We start from the raw sequence: 23669 nt of genomic DNA on the forward strand, positions 1-23669 counted from the left end.
ATGGAGGGCTAAGAAATGAGTAACAGAAAAGATTGCTTGGCAGCACAGAGAATTTCCAGATTACTGGATGAAAACAGTTTCGTGGAGCTTGGTTCTCTTGTGACGGCAAGAAGTACAGATTTCAATCTGTCACAGACCCAGACACCTTCCGATGGTGTGATCACAGGACATGGTCTTATCGATGGAAGCCTGGTATTTGTATACAGCCAGGACGTATCTGTGTTAAACGGCACGATCGGCGAGATGCATGCAAAGAAAATTGCGTCTGTGTATGATATGGCAATGAAAATGGGGGCACCGGTCATTGGTTTCCTTGACTGTGCGGGAATCCGTCTGCAGGAATCCGTGGATGCACTGGATGGATTCGGACAGATTTACGCAAAGCAGGCACAGGCATCCGGAGTGATCCCGCAGATCTGTGCGGTATTTGGAACCTGTGGCGGCGGACTTTCCGTAGTTCCTGCATTATGTGATTTCGCTTTCGTGGAGAAGGATGGCGGAAAAGTATTTGTAAATTCACCGAATGCGATCGAAGGAAACCGCGCGGAAAAATGCGACACTTCAGCGGCAGAATTTCAGAGCAGTGAAACCGGTATCGTCGACGGCATCGGAACGGAAGATGAGATCTTTGCGAAGATCCGAAGCCTCGTTTCCATTCTGCCGGAGAACAATCAGGCGGATGTCTATACCGGAGAATGCACGGATGATTTAAACCGTGCCTGCGAGAGCATGGAGAATATGCGTGGAGACGCGCGTTATCTGCTGGCAGAGATTTCGGATGGACATGTATTCTTTGAGACCAAGGAAGACTATGCGAAAGACATGGTGACAGGTTTTATCAAATTAAATGGCATGACGGTTGGCGCGGTTGCAAACTGCACGGAAGTCTATGACGAGACCGGAAGCAAGAAAGAAGAATTTGAGCCGGTACTGACCGCAAGAGGCTGTGACAAGGCGGCTGAGTTCATCGCGTTCTGTGACGCATTTGAGATCCCGGTGCTTTCCATGGCACATGTGACAGGATTTAAGGCATGCAAGTGCGCAGAAAAGAGACTTGCGAAGGCAATGGGCCGCCTGACCTATGCGTTTGCGAGCGCGACAGTACCGAAGGTGAATCTGATCACAGGTGATGTCTTTGGTTCCGCTTCCGTGATCATGAATGCAAAATCGATCGGTGCGGATCTTGTATATGCATGGCCGGATGTTAAAGTCGGAATGATGGATGCCAAGCTTGCGGCAGGTATCATGTATGAAGGCGAATCCGCAGATGTGATCGAAAAGAAAGCAAAAGAATACGACGCACTGCAGGACAGCGTCCTTTCCGCAGCAAAGAGAGGCTATGTGGATCTTGTGGTAGAACCGCAGGATACCAGAAAATATATGGTTGCGGCATTCGAAATGCTTTATACCAAACGTATGGACGGACCGTTCAAGAAACATGGAACGAAATAGAAAGGTGAAGAGTATGAAGAAAAAAATAGGACTGCTTGTCTGCATGTGCCTTTGCCTGTTTTGCCTTACCGCATGCGGAAAGAAAGATCAGACTGACGTGGATTATAACGGATATACATACGATCAGCTGAAAACAGCCTGCCAGAACACAGTTCAGCAGTTAGAGGAAATGTCGGATGAGGATATGCAGAAATATCTTGCGAGCGGTGATGATATTACGGTTGGCATGGTATCGGGCTGGCAGGAATCCCGCAAGGATCTCGGAAACTTTGAAGGATTTGGAGACTGCGAGGTCGTAAAATCCGGAAAAACGCTGACAGCTGCGCAGACAGTAAATTATGAGAAAAGACCGTTGGTTCTGACCTATGTGTTTAATTATAACAGCATGGAAGTAACGGACGTGACGGTGGATCAGGTATACACAACCGGAGAGAAGATGTCAAAGGCAGGACTTAACACCCTGATCTGTATCGTGACGGTATTTGTCGTGCTGATCGTGATCTGTCTGGTCATCTACGCATTCCGTATCATTCCGTTCCTGGAAAAGAAATTCCGCAAGGAGAAAGAAGTTCCGGCAGACGGAGCGCAAAAAGCGGTGGAACAGATTGAAAAGATGGAAGAAAAGAAAGATGATCTGGAACTTGTGGCAGTGATCGCGGCGGCGATCGCAGCGGCAACCGGAACATCTACGGATGATTTTGTGGTAAGATCCATTAAAAGAAGAAGATAAGCAAAGAGCAGGAGGATATAAAATGAAGAATTATACTATCACAGTAAATGGAAATGTTTACGATGTTACCGTAGAGGAAAAGGGAGGCGCTGTATCAGCACCGGCACCTGCAGCAGCTCCGAGAGCAGCAGCGCCGGCACCTGCTAAAGCGGCAGCTCCGCAGGGCGCAGGAAGCATTAAAGTAGAAGCCGGAGCAGCCGGGAAAGTATTAAGCATTGAGGTAAATGTCGGAGATGCGGTAAAAGCAGGAGATTCTATCGCAGTGCTTGAAGTTATGAAAATGGAGACACCGGTCGTTGCACCAAAAGACGGTACGGTTGCAAGCATTGATACAAAAGCAGGAGATATGGTGGAAGCGGGAGCTTTACTTGCTACATTAAACTAATTAGGAGGATGAACTTATGTGGAGTTACATTGCAGAAACAATGGGAAACCTCCTTCATCAGACAGCCTTTTTGAATCTGACATGGGGTAACTATGTCATGATCGCGGTTGCGTGCGTATTCCTTTATCTGGCGATTGCCAAGGGATACGAACCATTGCTTTTAGTTCCGATCGCATTTGGTATGCTTTTGGTAAATATCTATCCGGATATCATCGCAAGCCCGGAGGAGACAAGCAACGGTGTCGGTGGTTTACTGTATTATTTTTATCAGCTGGATGAATGGTCGATCTTACCGTCCCTGATCTTCCTTGGAGTAGGAGCGATGACGGACTTCGGACCTCTGATCGCAAATCCGATCAGCTTCCTGATGGGAGCTGCGGCACAGTTTGGTATTTTCGCGGCGTATCTGATCGCAATCCTTCTTGGATTTAATGACAAGGCGGCAGCAGCGATCTCTATCATCGGAGGGGCGGACGGACCTACATCTATTTTCCTTGCCGGAAAACTCGGGCAGACGGGACTGATGGGGCCGATCGCGGTCGCAGCATATTCTTATATGTCCCTTGTCCCGATCATTCAGCCTCCGATCATGAAGTTATTGACTACGAAAAAAGAACGCGCGATCCATATGGACAATCTGCGTCCGGTTTCCAAACTGGAGAAGATCCTGTTCCCGATCATCGTTACTACGATCGTGTGCCTGATCCTTCCGACGACAGCACCGCTTGTTGGTATGCTGATGCTCGGAAACCTGTTCCGCGAGAGTGGTGTGGTAAGACAGCTCTCTGAGACAGCTTCCAACGCACTGATGTATATCGTCGTTATCCTGCTTGGAACTTCGGTCGGAGCATCTACAAGTGCGGAGGCATTCTTAAATGTCAGCACGATCAAGATCGTAATCCTCGGACTGGTTGCGTTTGTAATCGGAACCGCAGGTGGTGTACTGCTTGGTAAACTGCTTTGCCACATTACACACGGAAAGATCAATCCGCTCATCGGATCAGCCGGTGTTTCCGCAGTGCCGATGGCAGCAAGAGTTTCTCAGAAGGTGGGCGCGGAAGAAGATCCGACCAACTTCTTGCTCATGCATGCAATGGGACCGAACGTTGCCGGGGTAATCGGTACGGCAGTAGCGGCAGGAACATTTATGGCAATCTTTGGAATTTAAGGAGGGTATGAAAAAATGGCAGAACAGGTGAAAAAACCTTTAAAAATTACCGAAACGGTATTACGTGACGCGCATCAGTCTCTGATTGCCACAAGAATGACAACGGAACAGATGCTTCCGATCATAGATAAAATGGACAAGGTTGGCTATCATGCAGTAGAGTGCTGGGGTGGCGCAACATTTGACGCGTCCTTACGTTTCTTAAAAGAAGATCCGTGGGACAGACTACGTAAATTAAGAGATGGATTTAAGAACACAAAACTGCAGATGCTGTTTCGTGGACAGAATATTTTGGGATATCGTCCGTATGCGGATGACGTGGTGGAATACTTCGTTCAGAAATCCATCGCAAACGGAATCGATATTATCCGAATCTTTGACTGCCTGAATGATATTCGAAATCTTCAGACAGCGGTTACTGCCTGCAACAAGGAAAAAGGACATGCGCAGGTAGCACTGGCGTATACACTCGGAGATGCGTATACACTGGATTACTGGACCGATATGGCAAAACGTGTAGAAGATATGGGTGCTGACTCATTATGTATCAAGGATATGGCTGGACTTTTGGTTCCGGCGAAAGCGACCGAGCTTGTACAGGCATTAAAGTGTGCGACATCTCTGCCGATCGACCTTCATACACACTATACTTCCGGTGTGGCATCCATGACCTATATGAAGGCGGTTGAGGCAGGCTGCGATATTATCGATACCGCAATGTCTCCGTTCGCACTTGGCACCAGCCAGCCGGCAACTGAGGTTATGGTAGAGGCGTTCAAAGGCACTGAATATGATACCGGACTGGATCAGAATCTGTTGGCGGAGATCGCGGATTATTTCCGCCCGATGCGTGAAGAGGCACTGGAAAGCGGACTGATGAACCCAAAGGTATTAGGTGTCAACATCAAGACATTACTGTATCAGGTTCCGGGTGGTATGTTATCCAACCTGCTGTCCCAGTTGAAGGAACAGGGCAAGGAAGACAAATTCCAGGAAGTACTCGAAGAAGTACCTCGTGTAAGAAAAGACCTCGGAGAGCCGCCACTTGTTACACCGTCTTCCCAGATCGTGGGAACACAGGCTGTATTTAACGTGCTGATGGGCGAGCGTTACAAAGTTGCGACCAAAGAGACCAAGGATATTCTGCTTGGAAAATATGGTCAGACAGCAAAACCGTTCAATCCGGAGATCGTAGACAAAGTACTCGGAGATGAAAAGAAGAACGCGATCACCTGCCGTCCGGCAGATCTGCTTGAGCCGGAACTTGCAAAGATCGAATCTGAGATGAAACAGTGGAAAGAGCAGGATGAGGATGTTCTGACCTACGCACTGTTCCCGCAGGTTGCTACGGAATTTTTCAAATACCGTCAGGCACAGCAGACAAAGATCGATCCTGCGGTGGCAGATACCGCAAACGGAGCGTATCCGGTTTAAGGAAAGAAAAAGAAAATAAATCCAATCAGAAAAAGGGGTTGCCGTAAAGAAACGGTGATCTCTTTTTCAGATAGAAACAGAGGAAATAAAATGATCTATACCATAACATTCAATCCGTCACTGGATTACTGTATCGTAGTAAAAGATTTTAAGACCGGAACAATCAACCGGACAGTCCGGGAGCAGATCTATCCGGGCGGCAAGGGGATCAACGTATCCATCGTGTTAAAAAACCTCGGGATGCCCAGTACGACGCTTGGATTTTTAGGCGGATTTACCGGGGATGAAATTGAAAGGCGGTTGAAGGAACAAAAGATCCGGACGGATTTCATCCGGGTACCGGAGGGTATGTCACGGATCAATGTGAAAATGCGTTCCGGCGTGGAAACAGAGATCAACGGCAGCGGACCGGTGATCGGAACTGATGAAATGAGCCGGCTTTATGAAAAACTTGCACTTTTAAAAGAGGGAGATACCCTTGTGCTTGCGGGCAGTATTCCTGCCGGGATGCCGGAAAATGTATATCAGGAAATACTGCGTACACTGGAAGGAAAAAAGATCCGGACCGTGGTTGACGCGACCGGAGCATTACTGCGAAATGTATTAAGCTACCATCCATTTTTAGTAAAACCGAACCATCATGAACTCGGAGCACTGTTTGACGTGAAAATAGATACCAAAAAAGATGCTGCGGTATATGGGGAAAAACTGCAGCAGGCAGGCGCACGGAATGTACTGGTATCCATGGGCGCAAAAGGCGCGGTTCTTCTGACCGAAGATGGACAGATCTTGGAGAAAGACGCGCCGGGTGGGACGTTAGTCAATTCAGTCGGAGCCGGTGATTCCATGGTAGCGGGATTTCTTGCGGGTTATGAGAAGTACAAAGACTACGAGAAAGCGCTGTGGTACGGACTGTGCGCGGGAAGCGCATCGGCTTGCGGAGAGGGTCTTGCGACCGGCGCGCAGGTAGAGAAAATGCTTGCAGAAAAGATATAGACATTTATTTGGCAGTCTGTTATATTTGAAGTATGAAATCTGAGATTGGGTGTTCAAAATGAAATTACAAGAGATAAAAGAAGGCGAACCGATCGTAATTACGGTAAAGAATAAAGAGGATGCGGAGATCGAATACCGCGCGCAGGTATTGTTCTGCAAGCAGGATATTCTGTTTATTGATCCGATCCGTGTAAATGACAGACTTGTCAGTTTTAAGGGAGAAAATCTCCGTATTATGGTCACCTATGTGCCGAAAGATGAGATGCCGGTTTTGTGGAAAGGCTGTACGGTAAAAGACATTGTTTATGGCGGAAAACGCTATCACATTCTTTACTGTGTGCATGAAGGAAAACATATCAACCGCAGAGAAACGTATCGTCAGTATGTGGGATACAACGCGATCCTCCAGCTTGGACCGAACCGGAAAACCATTGACGTTACAGTAAAAGATATCAGCGTGACCGGAATATCTTTTGTGTCGGTTCAAAAATATGAGAAAAAAGATATCGGACTCTTTCATCTGAATTATACGGATGAGGAATTCGGAATCCCGGTGCAGGTGTCCGGTGAAGTTGTGCGGATCGAGGAACTGCCGGATACGAGAACGCTTTATGGCTGTCGTATCGTGGAGACGAGTTTAAATATAGGAAGCTATATCGCACATAAACAAAAGAAAGAAGCCAAGCGCCGCAGATTAAAAGAGGCGCGGGAAGAATAAAGAAAATAAAGCCGAATGTATCAGCAAAATGATGCATTCGGTTTTGCATGAACTGGAAATGAAGTGCGGGGAAGTGGAAGAATGAATCATACAAACGATCTTGGCAGCCGGCTCAATGAACATTATGGCGGAATGAGCAAAGGGCAGAGACTTTTGGCGGCATATATTACAGATCATTATGACAGGGCAGTGTTTTTGACGGCGGCGAAACTCGGTGAAGAAGTTGGTGTCAGTGAGTCAACCGTCGTTCGTTTTGCGTCCATGCTGGGATACAAAGGGTATCCGCAGTTTCAGAGGGCACTGGAAGAAATGGTGCGCGGAAAACTGGATGCGGTGCATAAGATGGAAGCGGTCTATGGCGGGAGCAGCCAGTCCGAGATCTTAGACAACATTTTAAGGTCAGATGCGCTGCGGATCAAAAATACACTGGAGGAAATCGATGCCCATGCGTTTGAGTCTGCGGTGGACACGATCTTGCAGGCGGATACGATCTATGTTGCAGGCCTCAGGAGCTGTGCGCCGCTGGCAGAATTTTTGGGCTTTTATCTGAACATGATGTTTGAACATGTAAAGGTGCTTCATACCTCCAGCGCGTCGGAGCTGTTTGAACAGATGGTACATATCGGAGAAAGGGATGTGATCATTGGTATCAGCTTTCCGAGGTATTCGATGCGCACGTTAAAGGCACTGGAATTTGCCAACAACCGGAATGCGAGGGTGATCACGATCACGGACAGCATTCACTCTCCGATGAATCTGTATTCTTCCTGCAATCTGCTTGCAAAGAGCGATATGTCTTCCATACTGGATTCCCTTGTGGCACCGCTCAGTGTGATCAACGCGCTTTTGGTTGCACTCTGCATGAAAAAACAGCAGGATGTTGTAAGAACGCTGGATACCCTGGAGCGGATCTGGGATGACTATCAGGTTTTCGGAAACGATGAGATTGATTATATGGAAGACGGTGTGCGGATGCATTATGCAAATTTAGGAGAAACAGATGAATAAAGTAATTGTGATCGGCGGTGGAGCCGCAGGTATGGCGGCAGCGCTTGCAGCTGCAAAAGAAGGCGCAAAAACGATTTTGCTGGAAAAAAACGAAAAACTCGGAAAGAAGCTTTATATTACAGGAAAAGGAAGATGTAATATCACAAATGCCTGTGATACCGAAGAACTGTTTTTGAATGTGCCGCGAAATGCCAAATTTTTGTACAGCGCGTTTTATACGTTTGACAACTTTCAGGTGATGCGTTTTTTTGAAGAACACGGACTGAAATTAAAGACAGAGCGTGGAAACCGGGTGTTCCCGGAGTCGGATCATTCCTCCGATGTGATACGGACGCTGCAGAATGCGTTAAAGCAGGCGGGCGTGGAGATCCGCCTTTTTACGGAAGTAAAACAGATCATAACCGGTCAGCAGACGGTGCAGGGTGTATGCCTGAAAAACGGAGAAAAGTTATATGCGGATGCGGTGATCGTTGCGACAGGCGGTTTTTCCTACCAGAGTACCGGATCGACCGGAGACGGATACCGCTTCGCGGAAGAGACGGGGCATACGCTGGTGGAGCGTCAGCCGTCGCTGGTTCCGTTCAATACAAAAGAGAGTTATGTGAAAGAAATGCAAGGACTTTCTTTAAAAAATGTGAATGTTTCAATTTTCCGGAAAAACAAAAAAATATATGAAGATTTCGGTGAGATGTTATTTACACATTTCGGCGTCAGCGGCCCTCTGATCTTAAGCGCAAGCAGCAGGATCGGTGGAAAAGATGAAACCGCGGAACTTCATATGGAGATCGACTTAAAACCGGCGCTGTCGGAAGAACAGCTGGACAAACGGGTCCTGCGTGATTTTGATGAAAATAAAAACCGCCAGTTTAAAAATTCCCTTCAAAAGCTTATGCCGGCGAAGATGGTTCCGGTCATCGTGGAATTGAGCGGAATCCATCCGGACAAAAAGGTAAATGAGATCACAAAGGATGAGCGGAGCGCTCTTGTCCGCTGTATCAAAGAAATTCCATTGACACTGACCGGACGGCGTGATTATAATGAGGCGATCATCACAAGAGGCGGTGTGTCCGTAAAGGATGTAAATCCTTCAACGATGGAATCAAAAAAGACAGAGGGACTTTACTTTGCGGGAGAAGTTCTGGATGTGGATGCGCTGACCGGAGGCTTCAATCTGCAGATTGCCTGGTCCACCGGGTATCTCGCCGGAGCAAACAGCGCGCAGAATAAAAAATAAGGGTAAAAGAAAAGAGGAAGAATATGAGTATCAATATTGCGATTGACGGACCTGCGGGAGCGGGAAAGAGTACCATAGCAAAGAGAGTGGCGAAAGAACTGGAATATATTTATGTAGATACCGGAGCAATGTACCGCGCGATGGCATACTATTTCCTGCAAAAAGGAATTTCACCGGAAGATGAGGGAAAGATCTCGGAGGAATGCAAAAATGCCGAAATTTCGATCGCCTATCAGAACGGGGAACAGCAGGTGATCTTAAACGGAGAGAATGTGACTGCTTATATAAGGAAAGAAGAAGTGGGAAACATGGCATCCGCGACCAGTGTTTATCCGAAAGTACGCGAAAAACTTGTGGAACTTCAAAAGGAACTCGCAAAGAAAAGCAATGTCATCATGGACGGCCGGGATATTGGAACCTGTGTGCTCCCGGATGCGCAGGTAAAGATCTATCTGACCGCCAGTGTGCAGACGCGTGCGAAAAGACGATATGATGAACTGAAAGAAAAAGGAGTTTCCTGTAATATAGAAGAGATCCAAAAAGACATCGAAGACCGTGACTACCGTGATATGCACCGGGAAATGTCTCCGTTAAAACAGGCAGAGGACGCGGTGCTTCTCGATTCATCCGAACTGAATATAGATGAAGTGGTTCTTGCAATAGAAAAAATCTGCAAAGAGAAGGGAATAGTATGAAACATCTGATCGTGGCAAAAAGCGCAGGATTCTGTTTTGGCGTAAAGCGGGCGGTGGATACCGTATATGAACAGGCAAAAAAAGAAAAGGAACCGATCTATACTTATGGACCAATCATTCACAACGAAGCGGTTGTGGAAGATCTGGAAAAACGCGGAGTGATCGTGATCCATTCGGTTGAGGAACTGCGCACGGCAAAAAAGGGAACCGTCATCATACGTTCCCATGGTGTGGAAAAAGCAGTTTACGAGGAGATCAAAAAACTCGGTCATACGATCGTGGATGCCACCTGTCCTTTTGTATTAAAAATTCATAAAATTGTAGAAAAATACAGTCTCGAAGGATATCATATCGTGATCATCGGAAACAGCAGCCATCCCGAGGTTTTGGGGATCTGCGGGTGGTGTGATCCGGGCAGGACAACGGTGATCGAGACCGTGGCGGAAGCGGAAGAATTTGCGGTTTCGGATCAGTCCCGGATCTGCATTGTGGCGCAGACGACATTTAACAACAATAAATTTAAAGAATTAGTTGAAATTATTCAAAAAAAAGGTTACAATATAAATGTTTTAAATACAATCTGTAATGCGACAGAGGAGCGGCAGACAGAAGCGAGGCGGATTGCCGGGGAGGTAGACGCCATGATCGTGATCGGCGGCCGGCACAGTTCGAACACGCAGAAGCTATTTGAAATATGTAAAAACGAATGTGAAAATACTTACTATGTGCAAACCTATAAAGATTTAGATTTATCCGAATTTAATTCAGTTGATAATGTAGGTATTACCGCAGGGGCTTCAACCCCAAATAATATTATTGAGGAGGTTCAAACGAATGTCAGAAATGAGTTTTGAACAAATGTTAGACGAATCATTTAAAACAATAAGAAATGGAGAGGTGGTTGAAGGTACTGTTATCGACGTGAAACCGGATGAGATTATCTTGAATATCGGTTACAAAGCAGACGGTATAATTAGCCGTAATGAATATACAAACGAACCGAACACAGACCTTACCACAGTTGTATCCGTAGGTGATACAATGGAAGCCAAAGTTGTAAAGGTAAACGATGGCGAAGGACAGGTGCTCCTTTCTTACAAACGTCTTGCAGCAGAAAAAGGCAGCAAACGTCTGGAAGAGGCTTTTGAAAGCCAGGAAGTTTTAAAAGCAAAAGTAACACAGGTACTTGCAGGCGGACTGAGTGTTGTTGTGGATGAGACAAGAGTGTTTATCCCGGCAAGCCTGGTTTCTGATACCTATGAAAAAGATTTAAGCAAATACGAAGGACAGGAGATCGAATTTGTCATCACTGAGTTCAACCCGAGAAAGAGAAGAATCATCGGTGACAGAAAACAGCTTCTTACCGCAAAGAAAGAAGAAATGAGAAAAGAACTTTTCGAACGTCTTCATGTAAATGATGTAGTAGAAGGTACCGTAAAGAATGTAACAGACTTTGGCGCATTCATTGATCTTGGCGGAGCAGACGGACTGCTTCACATTTCCGAAATGTCCTGGGGCAGAGTTGAAAATCCGAAGAAAGTATTTAAAGTCGGAGACGTTGTCAAAGTATTTGTAAAAGAGATCAACGATGACAAGATCGCACTCAGCATGAAATTTGAGGAGACAAATCCTTGGAACAATGCTGCTGAGAAATATGCAGTTGGAACTGTAGTAACCGGAAAAGTTGCAAGAATGACAGACTTCGGCGCATTCGTTGAACTTGCACCGGGCGTAGATGCATTACTTCATGTATCACAGATCTCAAGAGAACATGTAGAAAAACCGTCTGATGTATTAAAAGTCGGACAGGAGATCGAAGCAAAGATCGTTGATTTCAACGAAGAAGAAAAGAAGATCAGCCTCAGCGTAAAAGCTCTGAACGATGATGCAGAGGATGCTGCGGATACCGAGGAATAAAAAATAAATATACCATACCGAGGAGCGATACATGTTGGACGGATACGAAAAGTTTAAAAAGGATGTTTATGCGTTGACGAGCATTGATCTGAACTGCTACAAAGAAAAGCAGATGAAACGCAGAATCGATACGCTCATCACAAAAAATAAAATAGACTCTTATAATGCTTATGTCGAGTTTATCAAAAAGGATAAGTCCAAGTTTGAGCAGTTCGTCAATTTTCTGACGATCAATGTCTCAGAGTTTTACAGAAATCCGGAACAGTGGGGGTTTTTGGATAAGGAAGTGTTTCCTCAGTTGGTACAGCGGTTTGGAAAAAATCTTAAGATCTGGAGCGCGGCGTGTTCGACGGGCGATGAACCGTATTCACTGGTCATGGCGTTGTCAAAGCATGTGCCGTTAAACCAGATCAAGATCATAGCGACAGATATTGATAAGCAGGTCTTAGATAAGGCACGCATGGGTCTCTACAATGAAAAGAGCATTGCGTCCGTTCCGGAAGAGTTTAAAAAGAAATATTTTAAGCAGATCGGAACATCTTATCAGATTTCAGATGAGATCAAGAAACGGGTTGAATTTAAGGAACATAATCTCCTGAAGGATCCGTATCCGAGTGGATGTCATCTGATCGTCTGCAGGAATGTCGTGATCTATTTTACGGAAGAAGCCAAGGATGAGATTTATAAGAAGTTCAATCAGGCACTCGTGACCGATGGCATGCTTTTTATCGGAAGCACGGAACAGATCATGAACTACAAGGATTTGAACTACAAGCGGAATCAGTCTTTCTTTTTCCAGAAAATTTAAAAAAACGTATGAAGCAAGAAGAGGCATTGCATCTGCACCGGATGCAATGCCTCTTTTCTTAAATCATAGGAAATTCCTTCCTATGATTTAAAAACGCTCCGCGGGGATGCGCAGCTCGCGGAGATGAAGTTTATGTTGAACATACCGCTCGCGCGCGAAAGTGTGCGGTAAGCGCACACTTTATTTTGGCTGTGATGTCAGTTATGCGAGAAAATGGGACAGCAGATGAGCGGTATAGCTGCTTTGTGCTTTGCCATCGCAGGAAAAAGCATCCGGGTCGTAGGAAAAGTAAGATGTTTTTTCTTTGTATTTCTGAAAAAAAGCAGGAGAAAACAGTTCCCGGTATTGCGGCAGGAAGGTTCCTTCCTTTTTTGTGTAACAGGTAGATGCTTTCGCCTGTGTGCGGTATTCTTTCTCGACATATACCGCTACACTTTTGTGGATCGCGACATCTTCCACAGGGAGATAATAATAGTTTTTATAATCCGGATAGAAATATTTCAGAGAACCTTCGTAGAGCGGAACGGAAAGCGCAAACTGATCGTTTGCCAGACGCAGGAAAAGATCGTCCTTTCGGATGGATAACTGGCTTGGAAACGGGTGTGCTGCCGTTCCCTGGATCAGAAGCTCCCTGGCAGGTCTGCCGTCCACATCGGTGTAGGCGTGCGGAGCTGCGCCGGTGATGTGGTAATTGCCGCAGAAAAACTCATCATATGCCATAAGCTGGATCAACGGCAGCATACCGAGCACATCGTCGTGGTTGTGCAGGAGCAGGAGCGAAAGTGCGGCATCAGAGGGCGATTTTTTATAGTCCTCATAGACCGGAATCAGATCCCCGCCGCTTTTTTCGTCGTCCCGGCTGATATTTAAAAATGCCTCTAAGGTTTTCTGCTTATAATTCGGAAGCCCGAGAACTTTTTTATATTTGGAAACAGATTTGAAAATATCAATATAGGTAAAATCAGGGAAAGGATCAGAGAGCTCAAGCTGACTGCATTTCGCCTTTAAAAACGGAATGTCAAAACCAAGTCCGTTGAAGGACAGAATCGTATCAAAACGGGACAATAATGAGAAAAATTCGCTTAAAACCGCGGACTGCTCCTTTGGATTTTCAGCAAAAAACTGCACAATATGAAAATCTTTATCATCACGATACCCGCATCCGATCAGATAAAGATCATTCCGGACTGCGGAAAATCCGGTAGTTTCAATGTCAAAAAAAATACTGTTTTGCGTAAAATATTTTTCTTCGAGCCGGTTGGCCGGTTGATAGGAAATGCTGTCTTTTTTTGTAATCATAAAATGCCTCTTTTCCTGTTTTTGTGAGAGTAATTATAGCATAAAATTGTTGATATTTCTGGAAAAAATACAAAAAAAATACAAATTTGATGTGGCTTCACAGCAATATTGTGTTATAATTATTACGTTAGTACAGTGGTATTGTACAAGTGAAAGAGATAACAATTTTAAGAGAAAGTGGGGCACGAAAAATGGGTTTATTGACATTTAAAGGCGGTGTCCATCCCTATGAAGGAAAGGACTTATCCAAAGATACGCCGACACGTGAATTATTACCCAAAGGCGAACTGGTCTATCCGGTATCTCAGCATATCGGGGCACCGGCAAAACCGATTGTTGCTGTTGGCGATACGGTATTGAAAGGCCAGATGATTGCAGAAGCAGGAGGCTTTGTATCGTCTCCGATATTTTCATCGGTATCCGGAACGGTAAAAGCAATCGAGCCGCGCCGCGTTGCGGTAGGTGATATGGTGAATTCCATTATCATTGAAAATGACGGTGAATACAAGGAGGTTTCCTATACACCGGTTGACGACATTGATTCACTTTCAAAAGAAGAGATCATTGAGCGTATTAAAAACGCAGGTGTTGTAGGTATGGGTGGCGCAGGTTTCCCGACCCATGTAAAATTATCACCGAAAGAACCGGACAAGATCGACTATGTCATTGCAAACTGCGCGGAATGTGAGCCTTATCTGACATCGGATTACCGCAGAATGATGGAAGATCCGGAAAAATTAGTAGAAGGTATGCGCATCGCACTCAAGCTGTTTGACAATGCAAAGGGTGTGTTCGGTGTAGAGAACAACAAACCGGATTGTATTGAAAAGTTAAAAGAACTGGTAAAAGACGAACCGCGTATGGAAGTAGCGGAACTGATGACAAAGTACCCGCAGGGTGGTGAGCGTCAGCTGATCTACGCTGTCACAGGACGCGCGATCAATTCCAAGATGCTTCCTGCAGATGCAGGCTGTGTCGTAGACAACGTAGAGACACTTGTTTCTGTTTACAATGCAGTAAAACTTGGTAAACCGGTTATGGAAAGAATCTTTACCGTAACAGGTGACGCAGTGAGCGAACCTTGTAATTTCCGTTTCAGTATCGGTATGAATTTCCAGGAACTTCTGGATGCGGCAGGCGGATTCAAAGAGCAGCCGGAAAAGATCATTGCAGGTGGTCCTATGATGGGATTTGCCCTGTTTGATCTTAATATCCCGACGACCAAAACAACATCTGCGCTGTTATGTCTGACCAAAGACGAAGTGGCAGAGTTCGCGGAATCTCCGTGTATCAACTGTGGACGCTGCGTAGAGGCCTGTCCGGAGCTGTTAGTTCCATCCAGACTTGCCAAATTCGCAAACAACGGTCTGTCCGATATGTTTGAAAAATGGAATGGTATGGAATGTGTTGAATGCGGCAGCTGCAGTTTTATCTGCCCGGCAAAGAGACAGCTTGCACAGTCCATCAAGACAATGAAAAAGACGATTATCGCAGAAAGAAAAAAGAAATAACTTAAATACAATAGAAAGAGGTGGATATTTGTGAGTGATTTATATCATGTTTCTTCATCACCACATGTGCGGGACAAAGATACAACAAGCAAGATCATGTTGTATGTGATTATCGCATTATTACCAGCCAGCGTTTTTGGTATCATTAACTTCGGACTTCATGCTTTGGTCCTGATTCTGGTAACCATTGCAAGCTGTGTGGCTACAGAATGGGTTTTTGAGAAAATAATACATAAAAAGAGTACAATAAATGACCTGAGTGCGGTTGTGACCGGACTTCTCCTGGCACTGAACCTTCCGCCGACACTTCCTTGGTGGGAAGCAGTGATCGGCGGTGTGTTCGCGATCGCGATCGTAAAAATGATGTTTGGCGGACTGGGACAGAACTTCATGAACCCGGCGCTTGGCGCAAGATGTTTCCTTCTGATCGCGTTTGCGGCAGATATGACAAAATTCGCTTATGATGGTGTGACCGGAGCAACTCCGCTTGCACAGATCAGAAACGGTGAAGAAGTAAATGTTATGGACATGCTGATCGGACGTATCCCTGGAACCATCGGTGAGACATCTGTGATCTGCATCCTGATCGGAGCGATCTTTTTGATCCTCATGGGCGTCATTGATCTTCGCATCCCGGGAACTTACATCGTAACATTTGTGATCTTCCTGCTGTTATTTGGCGGACATGGCTTTGACTGGAATTACATCGTAGCAGAGCTTTGCGGTGGTGGTCTGATGCTTGGTGCATTCTTCATGGCAACCGATTATGTGACATCACCGATCACACCGAGAGGACAGATTATCTTCGGTATCTGTCTTGGAATCCTGACCGGACTTTTCCGTGTCTGTGGTGCAAACGCAGAAGGTGTATCCTTCTCGATCATCTTATGCAACCTGTTTGTACCGATCATTGAGAAATTTACAATACCAAGAGCATTTGGTCAGGTAAAGGAGGGAAAGAAGAATGAATAAGAAAATTGTTCATGATGCCCTTATTTTAACGGCTTTCACATTGGTTCTCGGTCTGATCCTCGGACTCGTACATGAAATTACAAAGGCACCGATCGAAGCTGCAAACCTGGCTACAACACAGGCAGCATATCAGAAAGTGTTTGAAGATGCGGATTCTTTCCAGGCAGTAGACGGATTTGACAAAGATGCCGCTACCGAAACAGTTGTGGCACAGGGATATGAAGATTCTGTTGATGATGCACAGGAAGCACTGGACACAAGCGGCAATGTCATCGGTTATGTTATTACCGTAACAGCCAAAGATGCCAGCCAGGCAAACATCACATTTTCCGTTGGTATCCAGAGCGATGGAACCGTAAACGGTTATTCCATTACAAGTATCAGTGAGACACCTGGTCTTGGTATGAAAGCGGAAGATGAAGATTTCTACTCACAGTTCCAGAACAAAAAAGTAGATTCTTTTGAAGTAGTAAAACAGGCACCTTCTTCTGATAATCAGATTGAGTCCATCTCTGGTGCGACCATTACTTCCAGAGCAATGGCAAATGGTGTAAATGCTGCACTTGCATATTTCAACAGTGATTTGGGAGGTGCACAGTAATGAATAAAAATGTAGAACGTCTGTATAACGGTATTATTAAGGAAAACCCGACCTTCGTACTGATGCTTGGTATGTGTCCGACACTTGCGGTTACATCCTCAGCGATCAACGGACTCGGAATGGGACTTTCCACAACCGTAGTACTTATTTTATCAAACCTTTTGATCTCAGCATTCCGTAAGGTGATCCCGGGCGGTGTCCGTATGCCGGCATACATCGTGATCGTTGCGTCACTGGTTACCGTGGTACAGTTTATCATGGAAGCTTATACGCCGAGCCTGTCAGCATCCCTTGGTGTTTACATTCCACTTATCGTAGTAAACTGTATCATCCTTGGACGTGCGGAAAGCTATGCATCCAAGAACCCGGTAGTACCGTCTATCTTTGACGGACTTGGAATGGGACTTGGATTTACCGTAGGACTTACCAGTATCGGTCTTGTCAGAGAGTTCCTTGGCGCCGGACAGCTTTTCGGTTTCCAGGTACTTTCTTTAAGCTGGTTTACACCGATCACAATTTTCGTAATGGCACCTGGAGCATTCCTTGTACTTTCTTTCCTCGTAGCAGGAATGAACATCATCCGTAAGAAGATGGATGCAAAGGGAAAACCGCTTGCAGAGCCGTCTGGCTGCCTGACAGGAGATTGTGCATCCTGTGGTCAGTCTGCAATGTGTACCGGCAAAAAAGCAGAATAGGGGGATAGATACAGATGAAAGAATTAATTTTACTTGCAGTTGGAGCTGCAATCGTAAACAACGTTGTATTAAGTCAGTTCCTTGGTATCTGTCCGTTCTTAGGTGTATCCAAGAAAACAGAGACAGCTGCCGGCATGGGCGGAGCGGTAATTTTCGTAATTACGATCTCGTCCTTTATCACGGCACTGATTTACAAGTTTATCCTGTTACCGTTAAATATTGATTATCTGAAGACAATCGTATACATCCTTGTGATTGCGGCACTCGTTCAGTTTGTAGAAATGTTTTTGAAAAAATCAATGCCTCCATTGTATGAGTCATTGGGCGTATATCTGCCACTTATCACAACAAACTGTGCGGTACTTGGTGTCTGCCTGACCAACGTTACAAAGGAATATGGTATCTTGGAAAGCGTGATCAACGGTTTTGCAACAGCATTCGGATTTTTCATTGCTATTGTACTTATGGCTGGACTTCGTGAAAAGATTGAATATAATGATATCCCGAAGACATTTCAGGGAACAGCGATCGTTTTGATCACAGCTTGCCTGATGTCAATCGCATTTATGGGATTTTCAGGTATGATTTAGGAGGGAAAATAAAATGAGCGTAACAGCGATTATTACTGCAGCCATTGTAGTTGGATGCGTAGGTATTCTTATTGGATTTTTCCTTGGAATCGCCGGAGAAAAGTTCAAAGTAGAAGTAGATGAGAGAGAAGAAGCCATTCTTGGCGTTCTTCCGGGAAACAACTGTGGTGGTTGTGGTTATGCCGGATGTTCCGGTCTTGCTGCTGCAATCGTAAAGGGTGAAGCTCCGGTCAATCAGTGTCCGGTCGGTGGAGCTCCGGTTGCCGCTAAAGTTGGTGAGATCATGGGCGTCAAGGCAGAAGAAGGCGCAAAACAGGTTGCCTTTGTAAAATGTGCAGGAAACTGTGAAAAGGCAAATCGTGATTATGAGTATACCGGTGTGGAAGATTGCGCGGCAATGGCATTCGTACCGAATGGCGGACCAAAATCCTGTAACTATGGCTGTCTTGGATATGGCAGCTGTGTAAAGGCTTGTCCGTTTGACGCGATCCATATCGTAGACGGTATCGCAAAGGTTGACAAAGAAGTATGTAAAGCCTGTGGTAAATGTGTTGCGGCATGTCCGAAACATTTGATCGAACTGGTACCGTATGATGCAAAACATCTGGTACAGTGCAGTTCCAAAGATAAAGGTAAAGACGTTATGAAAGCATGCTCTGTCGGATGTATCGGCTGTCATCTCTGTGAGAAGAACTGCCCGAGCGACGCGGTTCATGTGATTGACAATGTTGCTTATATTGATCAGACAAAGTGTACCGGCTGTGGCGTATGTGCGCAGAAGTGCCCGAAGAAGATCATTTTATAGTAAAAATTGGAAAACGAAAAAGAGGGATGCATGAAAGTGCATTCCTCTTTTGTATTACAGCAATGGGCAGCAATGTGACTGAAAAAAGTGGAATATATGAAAATGTTTTCATACATATGACAACATCACTTTCCAAAAACATGCAGAAAAAACGGGAAAAATGTCAGAAAAGCACATATTTATCGGAAAATATTGCCATACTGACAAATCTTTGAGCAGTGGTTGTAAATAGATATGTTTCAGTGTATATTTATTAAGTAATGAATTTATGTAGGAAAAGGGTATTGGATGTTATGAAAAAGGTGAATGTATTATTGAATTCCCCGGAAAAAGTGGGAAAATTTATTCAGATTCTGCAAAAATTTAACTGCAACTTTGATCTCGAATCCGGACGCGGATGTGTGGATGCAAAGTCAATGATCGGCGTGATGAGCCTGAATCTGAAAAAGTGTGCGCAGTTATCCATACATGCGGATGATGCTGAGGCGGGAAAGATCATTCAGAATATACAGGACTATGTGGTAGAATAGACTGTATCAAAAAGGACTTTTACCTTTGGGGTGAAAGTCCTTTTTGTAACAGCGTTTTTTGTTATTCCTGCATCATTTGGAATGGAATGGTGGTTCCGATACCGGAAGAAGTATGAAGCTCTCCATCGGACGTGATAAAGATTGCTTCGGTGTCAGGAAGTGATTCGATCAGTTTCATTCCGTCTTCCAGTCCGAGGGAAAAACAGGTGGTGCTCAGTCCGTCCCCGTCAACAGAACGGGAGCAGATGATCGTGACGCCGGTCAGATCATTTTCATAAGGATATCCGGTTTTCGGATTCAAAAGATGGTGATACAACACACCGTCTTTTTTGAAATACCGTTCATAGACGCCGGAGCTGACTACGGTACCATCCGGGATGGATACGGTGGCAAGTGCGGTTCCGGTATCCGAGAATGGCTTTTGGATGCCGATCCGGTAGTCAGAACCGTCCTCTTTTGGCCCAATGATTAAAACGTTGCCGCCAAGATTGATAATGCCGCTTGTGATCCCGTTCTCGTTCAAGTAGGCCTTCATTTTATCGGCGATGAAGCCTTTGGCAATGCCGCCGAGGTCGATCGCTTCGTCTGGATCATTTAAGGTAACGGTATTTCCGGACACCGTTATGTTCTGATAGTTGATGGTGGATACCGCAGAGGCGATGGCATCGGCATCCGGTACGATACCCGGATTTTCGGAAAAATCCCAGAGAGAGGAAAGCTTTCCGATCGTGATGTCAAACTGTCCGCTGCTTAAAGTGCCGTAATCGATCCCTTCCCGGATCAGTTCTGCTGTCTCGGGGGAGACGGTGACCGGAGATCCGTTCGCGGCGTTGATCTTTGAAACATCGCTTGATTCGATCGTGGCACTGAGCAGATTTTCATATTTGTCCGCCAATGCAAAACATCCATCGAGGTAGTCGGCATCATCCGAATTATAGAGCGTGATCTTGATCACAGTATCAAAATAAAATCCTGTTTTGGAGATAGAGGTATCGGTCTCTTCGACAGAAGAATTCCGGTAGACACCATAGATCAGCCCCGCGAAAACGAGAATGCCGAGAACAGACAATATTTTTTTACGCATAAGCTATAATTCCTTTTCTATTCATTTGTTTTACACCTATCTAAGATAGCACAACCGCGCGGAGTAGACAAGATGCGATAAAAATGAAATAGGAGATGATTTTTCGGGGGAGATATGGTAAAGTATATAGTTAGTGAATATTAAGAAAATAATGAGGCCTTATAAAATGGAAGATAAAAAACAGGAAACCAGAAATCGGCGTGTCGTTGTAAAAATCGGTTCGTCTTCGTTACAGCATCCCGAAACCGGGGACATGAACCTGATCAAGATGGAGCATCTTGCGAGAGAACTGTGTGATCTGCGCAATCAGGGAATGGATGTCTGCCTGGTATCTTCCGGAGCTATCGCAACCGGAAGAAAGACCATCGGCCTGACGGAACGGCCGAAAAACATTTCGGTCAAGCAGGCGTGTGCCGCAGTGGGGCAGGCAAAGCTCATGATGATCTATCAGAAAATGTTTGCGGAATACAACCAGATGGTCGGACAGGTTCTGATGACGAAGAATACAATGATCAACAATGTTTCACGCAAGAATGCGCAGAATACGTTTGAGGAGCTGTTTCATCTTGGCGTGATCCCGATCGTAAATGAGAATGATACGATATCTACCTATGAAATGTGCTTTGGTGACAATGATACGCTTTCCGCCATCGTGGCATCGCTGGTGGGCGCGGATCTTCTGATTCTGTTATCGGACATTGACGGGTTGTTTACCGATGATCCACACAAGAATAAAGACGCAAAACTGGTTCGTGTGGTGGAAAAACTGGATAATCAGATCTTACATATGGCAAAGGGATCGACAGGCAGTGATGTCGGGACAGGCGGTATGGCGACCAAGCTGACAGCGGCACATATCGCGACACTTTCCGGAGCGGACATGGTCATCGCAAACGGTGAGGATGTCGGGATCATCCATAAGATATTTGAGGATGATTATGTAGGAACCTTGTTCCGGGCAAATAAAAATGAAGATTTTTATATTGCGGATTATATTGAAGAAAGTATAGGGTAAAGAAATGATGAACGACAGCAAGATCGCAAGGATCAATGAATTGTATAAAAAATCAAAAGCAGAAGGACTTACAGAGGCCGAACGCGAGGAACAGGCAATCTTAAGACAGGAGTTCGTCGCGAGTGTCCGGAAAAATTTAAAGAGTCAGCTGGACAATATTGATATCCAGAATGCGGATGGCTCCGTGGAAAATCTCGGAGAAAAATATGGAAACAAAAGCGCAAATTAGAAAAAGTTACAAACAAAAGCGGGCAATGCTAAACGAGGAAAGCGTGCGGGTGATGTCAGAAGCCATCTGTGCCGCGGTTGAAAACAGCGCATGGTATCATGAGGCGGAGCGCGTAGGATTTTATTATCCGCTTGGCAGTGAAGTACAGCTGACCGGTCTGGTAACAAAAGCGTGGGCGGCGGGAAAAAAGACCTGTTTCCCCAGAGTGAGCGGAGAAAATATGGAATTTTATGAGATTTCGGATTTCTCGCAGCTGGAAGAAGGATGCTTTCATGTGATGGAACCGGTAGAATCCTGTGAAGAACCCGTAGTGCCGGAGCTGATCTTAATTCCCGGCGTGGTATTTGACGGATTTGGAAACCGGGCAGGCTACGGAAAAGGATATTATGACCGTTATCTTACGGCACATCCGGATTGTATCCGAGCAGGGATCGCGTACCGGATGCAGGTGACCGGTCAGATACCGGCAGAACCACAGGATGTCCGTATGCAGTATCTGGTGACGGAGGATGGAATAACAAAAATAGGAGGATAAGGGAATGCAGTTGGAAGAGATTGGGAAAAAGGCAAAAGAAGCAGAGAGTGTGATGCGTGTACTCGATACCAACACGAAGAATGAGGTATTGCAGAAAGCGGCAGAGAATCTGAAAAAAGATAAAGAAAAGATCTTGAGCGCCAATGCGGTCGATATGGAAAACGGCAGAAAAAAGGGAATGTCAGACGGTTTGCTGGATCGTCTTTTGCTGACCGAAGCAAGGATCGCCCAGATGGCAGAAGGTCTTTGTCAGGTCGCTGCCCTGGAAGACCCGATCGGAGAGGTTCTTTCTATGAAAAAACGTCCGAACGGTCTTCTGATCGGACAGAAACGCGTTCCGCTCGGAGTTGTCGGGATCATCTATGAAGCAAGACCAAATGTAACGGCAGATGCGTTTGCGCTGTGCTTTAAAACGGGAAATGTCGTTATTTTAAAGGGCGGCAGTGATGCGTTACATTCCAATCAGGCGATCGTAGAGAGCATCCAGCATACACTGGGTGAACTTTCTCTTCCGGAAACAGCGATCCAGTTAATTTGTGATACAAGCCATGAGACGGCGGAAAAATTCATGCGGATGAATGGCTATGTGGATGTCCTGATCCCGCGCGGAGGCGCCGGATTGATCCGTACCGTGGTGAAGAATGCGACGGTTCCGGTCATTGAGACGGGAACCGGAAACTGTCATATTTTTGTGGACGAGAGCGCGGACTTTGACATGGCAGTCAACATCATCTACAATGCAAAAACACAGCGTATCGGGGTCTGCAATGCCTGTGAATCGATCGTGATCCATGAAAAGATCGTGGATGCCTTTATGCCGGTGCTTGCGGAGCGTTTGAAAGAAAAGCATGTTGAGATCCGTGGGGATGAGCGGGTTATGCAGGCGCTTGCCGGGCAGGAAGATGTAAAGAAAGCAACCGAGGAAGACTGGGGAACGGAATACCTGGATTATATTATTTCGGCAAAGACCGTTGCCGGGGTAGATGAGGCGATCGCCCATATCAATAAATACAACACCGGACATTCGGAAGCGATCATTACAGAAAATTATACCAATGCCGAGAAGTTTTTAAATGAAGTCGATGCGGCTGCGGTCTATGTAAACGCGTCCACCCGGTTTACGGATGGATTTGAATTTGGCTTTGGTGCTGAGATCGGGATCAGTACGCAGAAGCTTCACGCAAGAGGACCGATGGGACTGCTTGCGCTGACCAGTACAAAATATATCATTTATGGAAATGGTCAGGTCAGAAAGTAA

26 protein-coding genes are annotated in these 23669 nt (G+C 45.6%); 24 read left to right on the plus strand and 2 right to left on the minus strand.

The annotated features are described in order from the left end of the window. Positions 1-15: 15 nt before the first annotated feature. The 13 genes from H8Z76_RS03640 (at position 16) to H8Z76_RS03700 (ending at position 12545) form a co-directional block, all read left to right on the plus strand. On the plus strand, positions 16-1452 hold the full coding sequence (locus H8Z76_RS03640) for an acyl-CoA carboxylase subunit beta (RefSeq protein ID WP_186981697.1): 1437 nt from the start codon (positions 16-18) through the stop codon (positions 1450-1452). A gap of 13 nt (positions 1453-1465) precedes the next feature. Next, the gene (locus H8Z76_RS03645) at positions 1466-2182 is read left to right on the plus strand and encodes an OadG family protein (RefSeq protein ID WP_186981698.1); all 717 of its coding nucleotides are present in this window, start codon (positions 1466-1468) and stop codon (positions 2180-2182) included. 22 nt (positions 2183-2204) lie between these two features. Further along, positions 2205-2567, plus strand: coding sequence for a biotin/lipoyl-containing protein (locus H8Z76_RS03650; protein ID WP_186981699.1), 363 nt, complete (start codon positions 2205-2207; stop codon positions 2565-2567). A gap of 16 nt (positions 2568-2583) precedes the next feature. Next, entirely contained in the window at positions 2584-3735 is a 1152-nt protein-coding gene (locus H8Z76_RS03655) for a sodium ion-translocating decarboxylase subunit beta (RefSeq protein ID WP_022516240.1), read from the plus strand. A gap of 15 nt (positions 3736-3750) precedes the next feature. Next, a complete protein-coding gene (locus H8Z76_RS03660; protein WP_022516239.1) occupies positions 3751-5169 on the plus strand; it encodes an oxaloacetate decarboxylase subunit alpha in 1419 nt (472 codons plus the stop codon). A 90-nt stretch (positions 5170-5259) separates the two neighbouring features. After that, on the plus strand, positions 5260-6165 hold the full coding sequence (gene pfkB / locus H8Z76_RS03665; protein WP_022516238.1) for a 1-phosphofructokinase: 906 nt from the start codon (positions 5260-5262) through the stop codon (positions 6163-6165). Between the two features lie 58 nt (positions 6166-6223). Continuing rightward, positions 6224-6883 (plus strand): PilZ domain-containing protein, encoded by a 660-nt coding sequence (locus H8Z76_RS03670; RefSeq protein WP_022516237.1) that lies wholly within the window; start codon positions 6224-6226, stop codon positions 6881-6883. 81 nt (positions 6884-6964) lie between these two features. Further along, complete coding sequence (locus H8Z76_RS03675) at positions 6965-7891, plus strand: MurR/RpiR family transcriptional regulator (protein WP_147618104.1); 927 nt, start codon at positions 6965-6967, stop codon at positions 7889-7891. Then, positions 7884-9125 (plus strand): BaiN/RdsA family NAD(P)/FAD-dependent oxidoreductase, encoded by a 1242-nt coding sequence (locus tag H8Z76_RS03680; protein WP_147618103.1) that lies wholly within the window; start codon positions 7884-7886, stop codon positions 9123-9125. Before H8Z76_RS03675 ends, H8Z76_RS03680 begins: the two co-directional genes overlap by 8 nt. Positions 9126-9148: 23 nt before the next feature. Continuing rightward, positions 9149-9820 (plus strand): (d)CMP kinase, encoded by a 672-nt coding sequence (cmk, locus tag H8Z76_RS03685; protein WP_022516234.1) that lies wholly within the window; start codon positions 9149-9151, stop codon positions 9818-9820. Then, on the plus strand, positions 9817-10674 hold the full coding sequence (ispH, locus tag H8Z76_RS03690; RefSeq protein WP_147618102.1) for a 4-hydroxy-3-methylbut-2-enyl diphosphate reductase: 858 nt from the start codon (positions 9817-9819) through the stop codon (positions 10672-10674). Before cmk ends, ispH begins: the two co-directional genes overlap by 4 nt. Beyond that, complete coding sequence (gene rpsA, locus H8Z76_RS03695; protein WP_147618101.1) at positions 10655-11737, plus strand: 30S ribosomal protein S1; 1083 nt, start codon at positions 10655-10657, stop codon at positions 11735-11737. The genes ispH and rpsA overlap by 20 nt, the downstream gene beginning before the upstream one ends. A gap of 31 nt (positions 11738-11768) precedes the next feature. Then, positions 11769-12545 (plus strand): CheR family methyltransferase, encoded by a 777-nt coding sequence (locus H8Z76_RS03700; RefSeq protein ID WP_022516230.1) that lies wholly within the window; start codon positions 11769-11771, stop codon positions 12543-12545. Between the two features lie 201 nt (positions 12546-12746). On the opposite strand, the gene H8Z76_RS03705 is transcribed toward H8Z76_RS03700, so the two are convergent. Beyond that, a complete protein-coding gene (locus H8Z76_RS03705) occupies positions 12747-13844 on the minus strand; it encodes a ribonuclease H-like domain-containing protein (protein WP_186981700.1) in 1098 nt (365 codons plus the stop codon). A 191-nt stretch (positions 13845-14035) separates the two neighbouring features. Here H8Z76_RS03705 and rsxC point away from each other — a divergent pair, with 191 nt between their 5' ends. The 7 genes from rsxC (at position 14036) to H8Z76_RS03740 (ending at position 19548) form a co-directional block, all read left to right on the plus strand. Beyond that, the gene (gene rsxC, locus H8Z76_RS03710) at positions 14036-15355 is read left to right on the plus strand and encodes an electron transport complex subunit RsxC (RefSeq protein ID WP_147618099.1); all 1320 of its coding nucleotides are present in this window, start codon (positions 14036-14038) and stop codon (positions 15353-15355) included. Positions 15356-15385: 30 nt separating this feature from the next. Next, positions 15386-16327 (plus strand): RnfABCDGE type electron transport complex subunit D, encoded by a 942-nt coding sequence (locus H8Z76_RS03715; protein ID WP_022514344.1) that lies wholly within the window; start codon positions 15386-15388, stop codon positions 16325-16327. Next, positions 16320-16928 (plus strand): RnfABCDGE type electron transport complex subunit G, encoded by a 609-nt coding sequence (locus H8Z76_RS03720; RefSeq protein ID WP_186981701.1) that lies wholly within the window; start codon positions 16320-16322, stop codon positions 16926-16928. Before H8Z76_RS03715 ends, H8Z76_RS03720 begins: the two co-directional genes overlap by 8 nt. Beyond that, positions 16928-17623: an electron transport complex subunit RsxE gene (gene rsxE, locus H8Z76_RS03725; protein ID WP_022514346.1), complete on the plus strand. Its 696-nt coding sequence runs from the start codon at positions 16928-16930 to the stop codon at positions 17621-17623. The genes H8Z76_RS03720 and rsxE overlap by 1 nt, the downstream gene beginning before the upstream one ends. A gap of 14 nt (positions 17624-17637) precedes the next feature. Continuing rightward, complete coding sequence (rsxA, locus tag H8Z76_RS03730) at positions 17638-18213, plus strand: electron transport complex subunit RsxA (protein ID WP_022514347.1); 576 nt, start codon at positions 17638-17640, stop codon at positions 18211-18213. 13 nt (positions 18214-18226) lie between these two features. Continuing rightward, positions 18227-19018, plus strand: a complete 792-nt coding sequence (rnfB, locus tag H8Z76_RS03735) for an RnfABCDGE type electron transport complex subunit B (RefSeq protein ID WP_022514348.1) — start codon at positions 18227-18229, stop codon at positions 19016-19018. A gap of 293 nt (positions 19019-19311) precedes the next feature. Beyond that, positions 19312-19548 carry an HPr family phosphocarrier protein gene (locus tag H8Z76_RS03740; protein WP_147618098.1) on the plus strand — a complete coding sequence of 79 codons (237 nt, stop codon included), beginning with the start codon at positions 19312-19314 and terminating at the stop codon, positions 19546-19548. Between the two features lie 61 nt (positions 19549-19609). Here H8Z76_RS03740 and H8Z76_RS03745 read toward each other — a convergent pair whose 3' ends face one another. Beyond that, positions 19610-20632, minus strand: coding sequence for an FAD:protein FMN transferase (locus H8Z76_RS03745; protein WP_022514350.1), 1023 nt, complete (start codon positions 20630-20632; stop codon positions 19610-19612). A gap of 166 nt (positions 20633-20798) precedes the next feature. Between H8Z76_RS03745 and proB the strand changes: the two genes are divergently transcribed. The 4 genes from proB to H8Z76_RS03765 are packed head-to-tail and all read left to right on the plus strand — an operon-like array spanning position 20799 to position 23669. Continuing rightward, entirely contained in the window at positions 20799-21647 is an 849-nt protein-coding gene (proB, locus tag H8Z76_RS03750) for a glutamate 5-kinase (protein WP_186981702.1), read from the plus strand. 7 nt (positions 21648-21654) lie between these two features. Beyond that, on the plus strand, positions 21655-21876 hold the full coding sequence (locus H8Z76_RS03755; protein WP_147618189.1) for a DUF896 domain-containing protein: 222 nt from the start codon (positions 21655-21657) through the stop codon (positions 21874-21876). Further along, on the plus strand, positions 21854-22411 hold the full coding sequence (locus H8Z76_RS03760) for a 5-formyltetrahydrofolate cyclo-ligase (protein ID WP_186981703.1): 558 nt from the start codon (positions 21854-21856) through the stop codon (positions 22409-22411). The genes H8Z76_RS03755 and H8Z76_RS03760 overlap by 23 nt, the downstream gene beginning before the upstream one ends. A gap of 4 nt (positions 22412-22415) precedes the next feature. Beyond that, entirely contained in the window at positions 22416-23669 is a 1254-nt protein-coding gene (locus H8Z76_RS03765; protein ID WP_186981704.1) for a glutamate-5-semialdehyde dehydrogenase, read from the plus strand.

This window comes from Roseburia yibonii (assembly GCF_014297335.1).
Classification (GTDB): Bacteria; Bacillota; Clostridia; order Lachnospirales; family Lachnospiraceae; genus Roseburia_D; species Roseburia_D yibonii.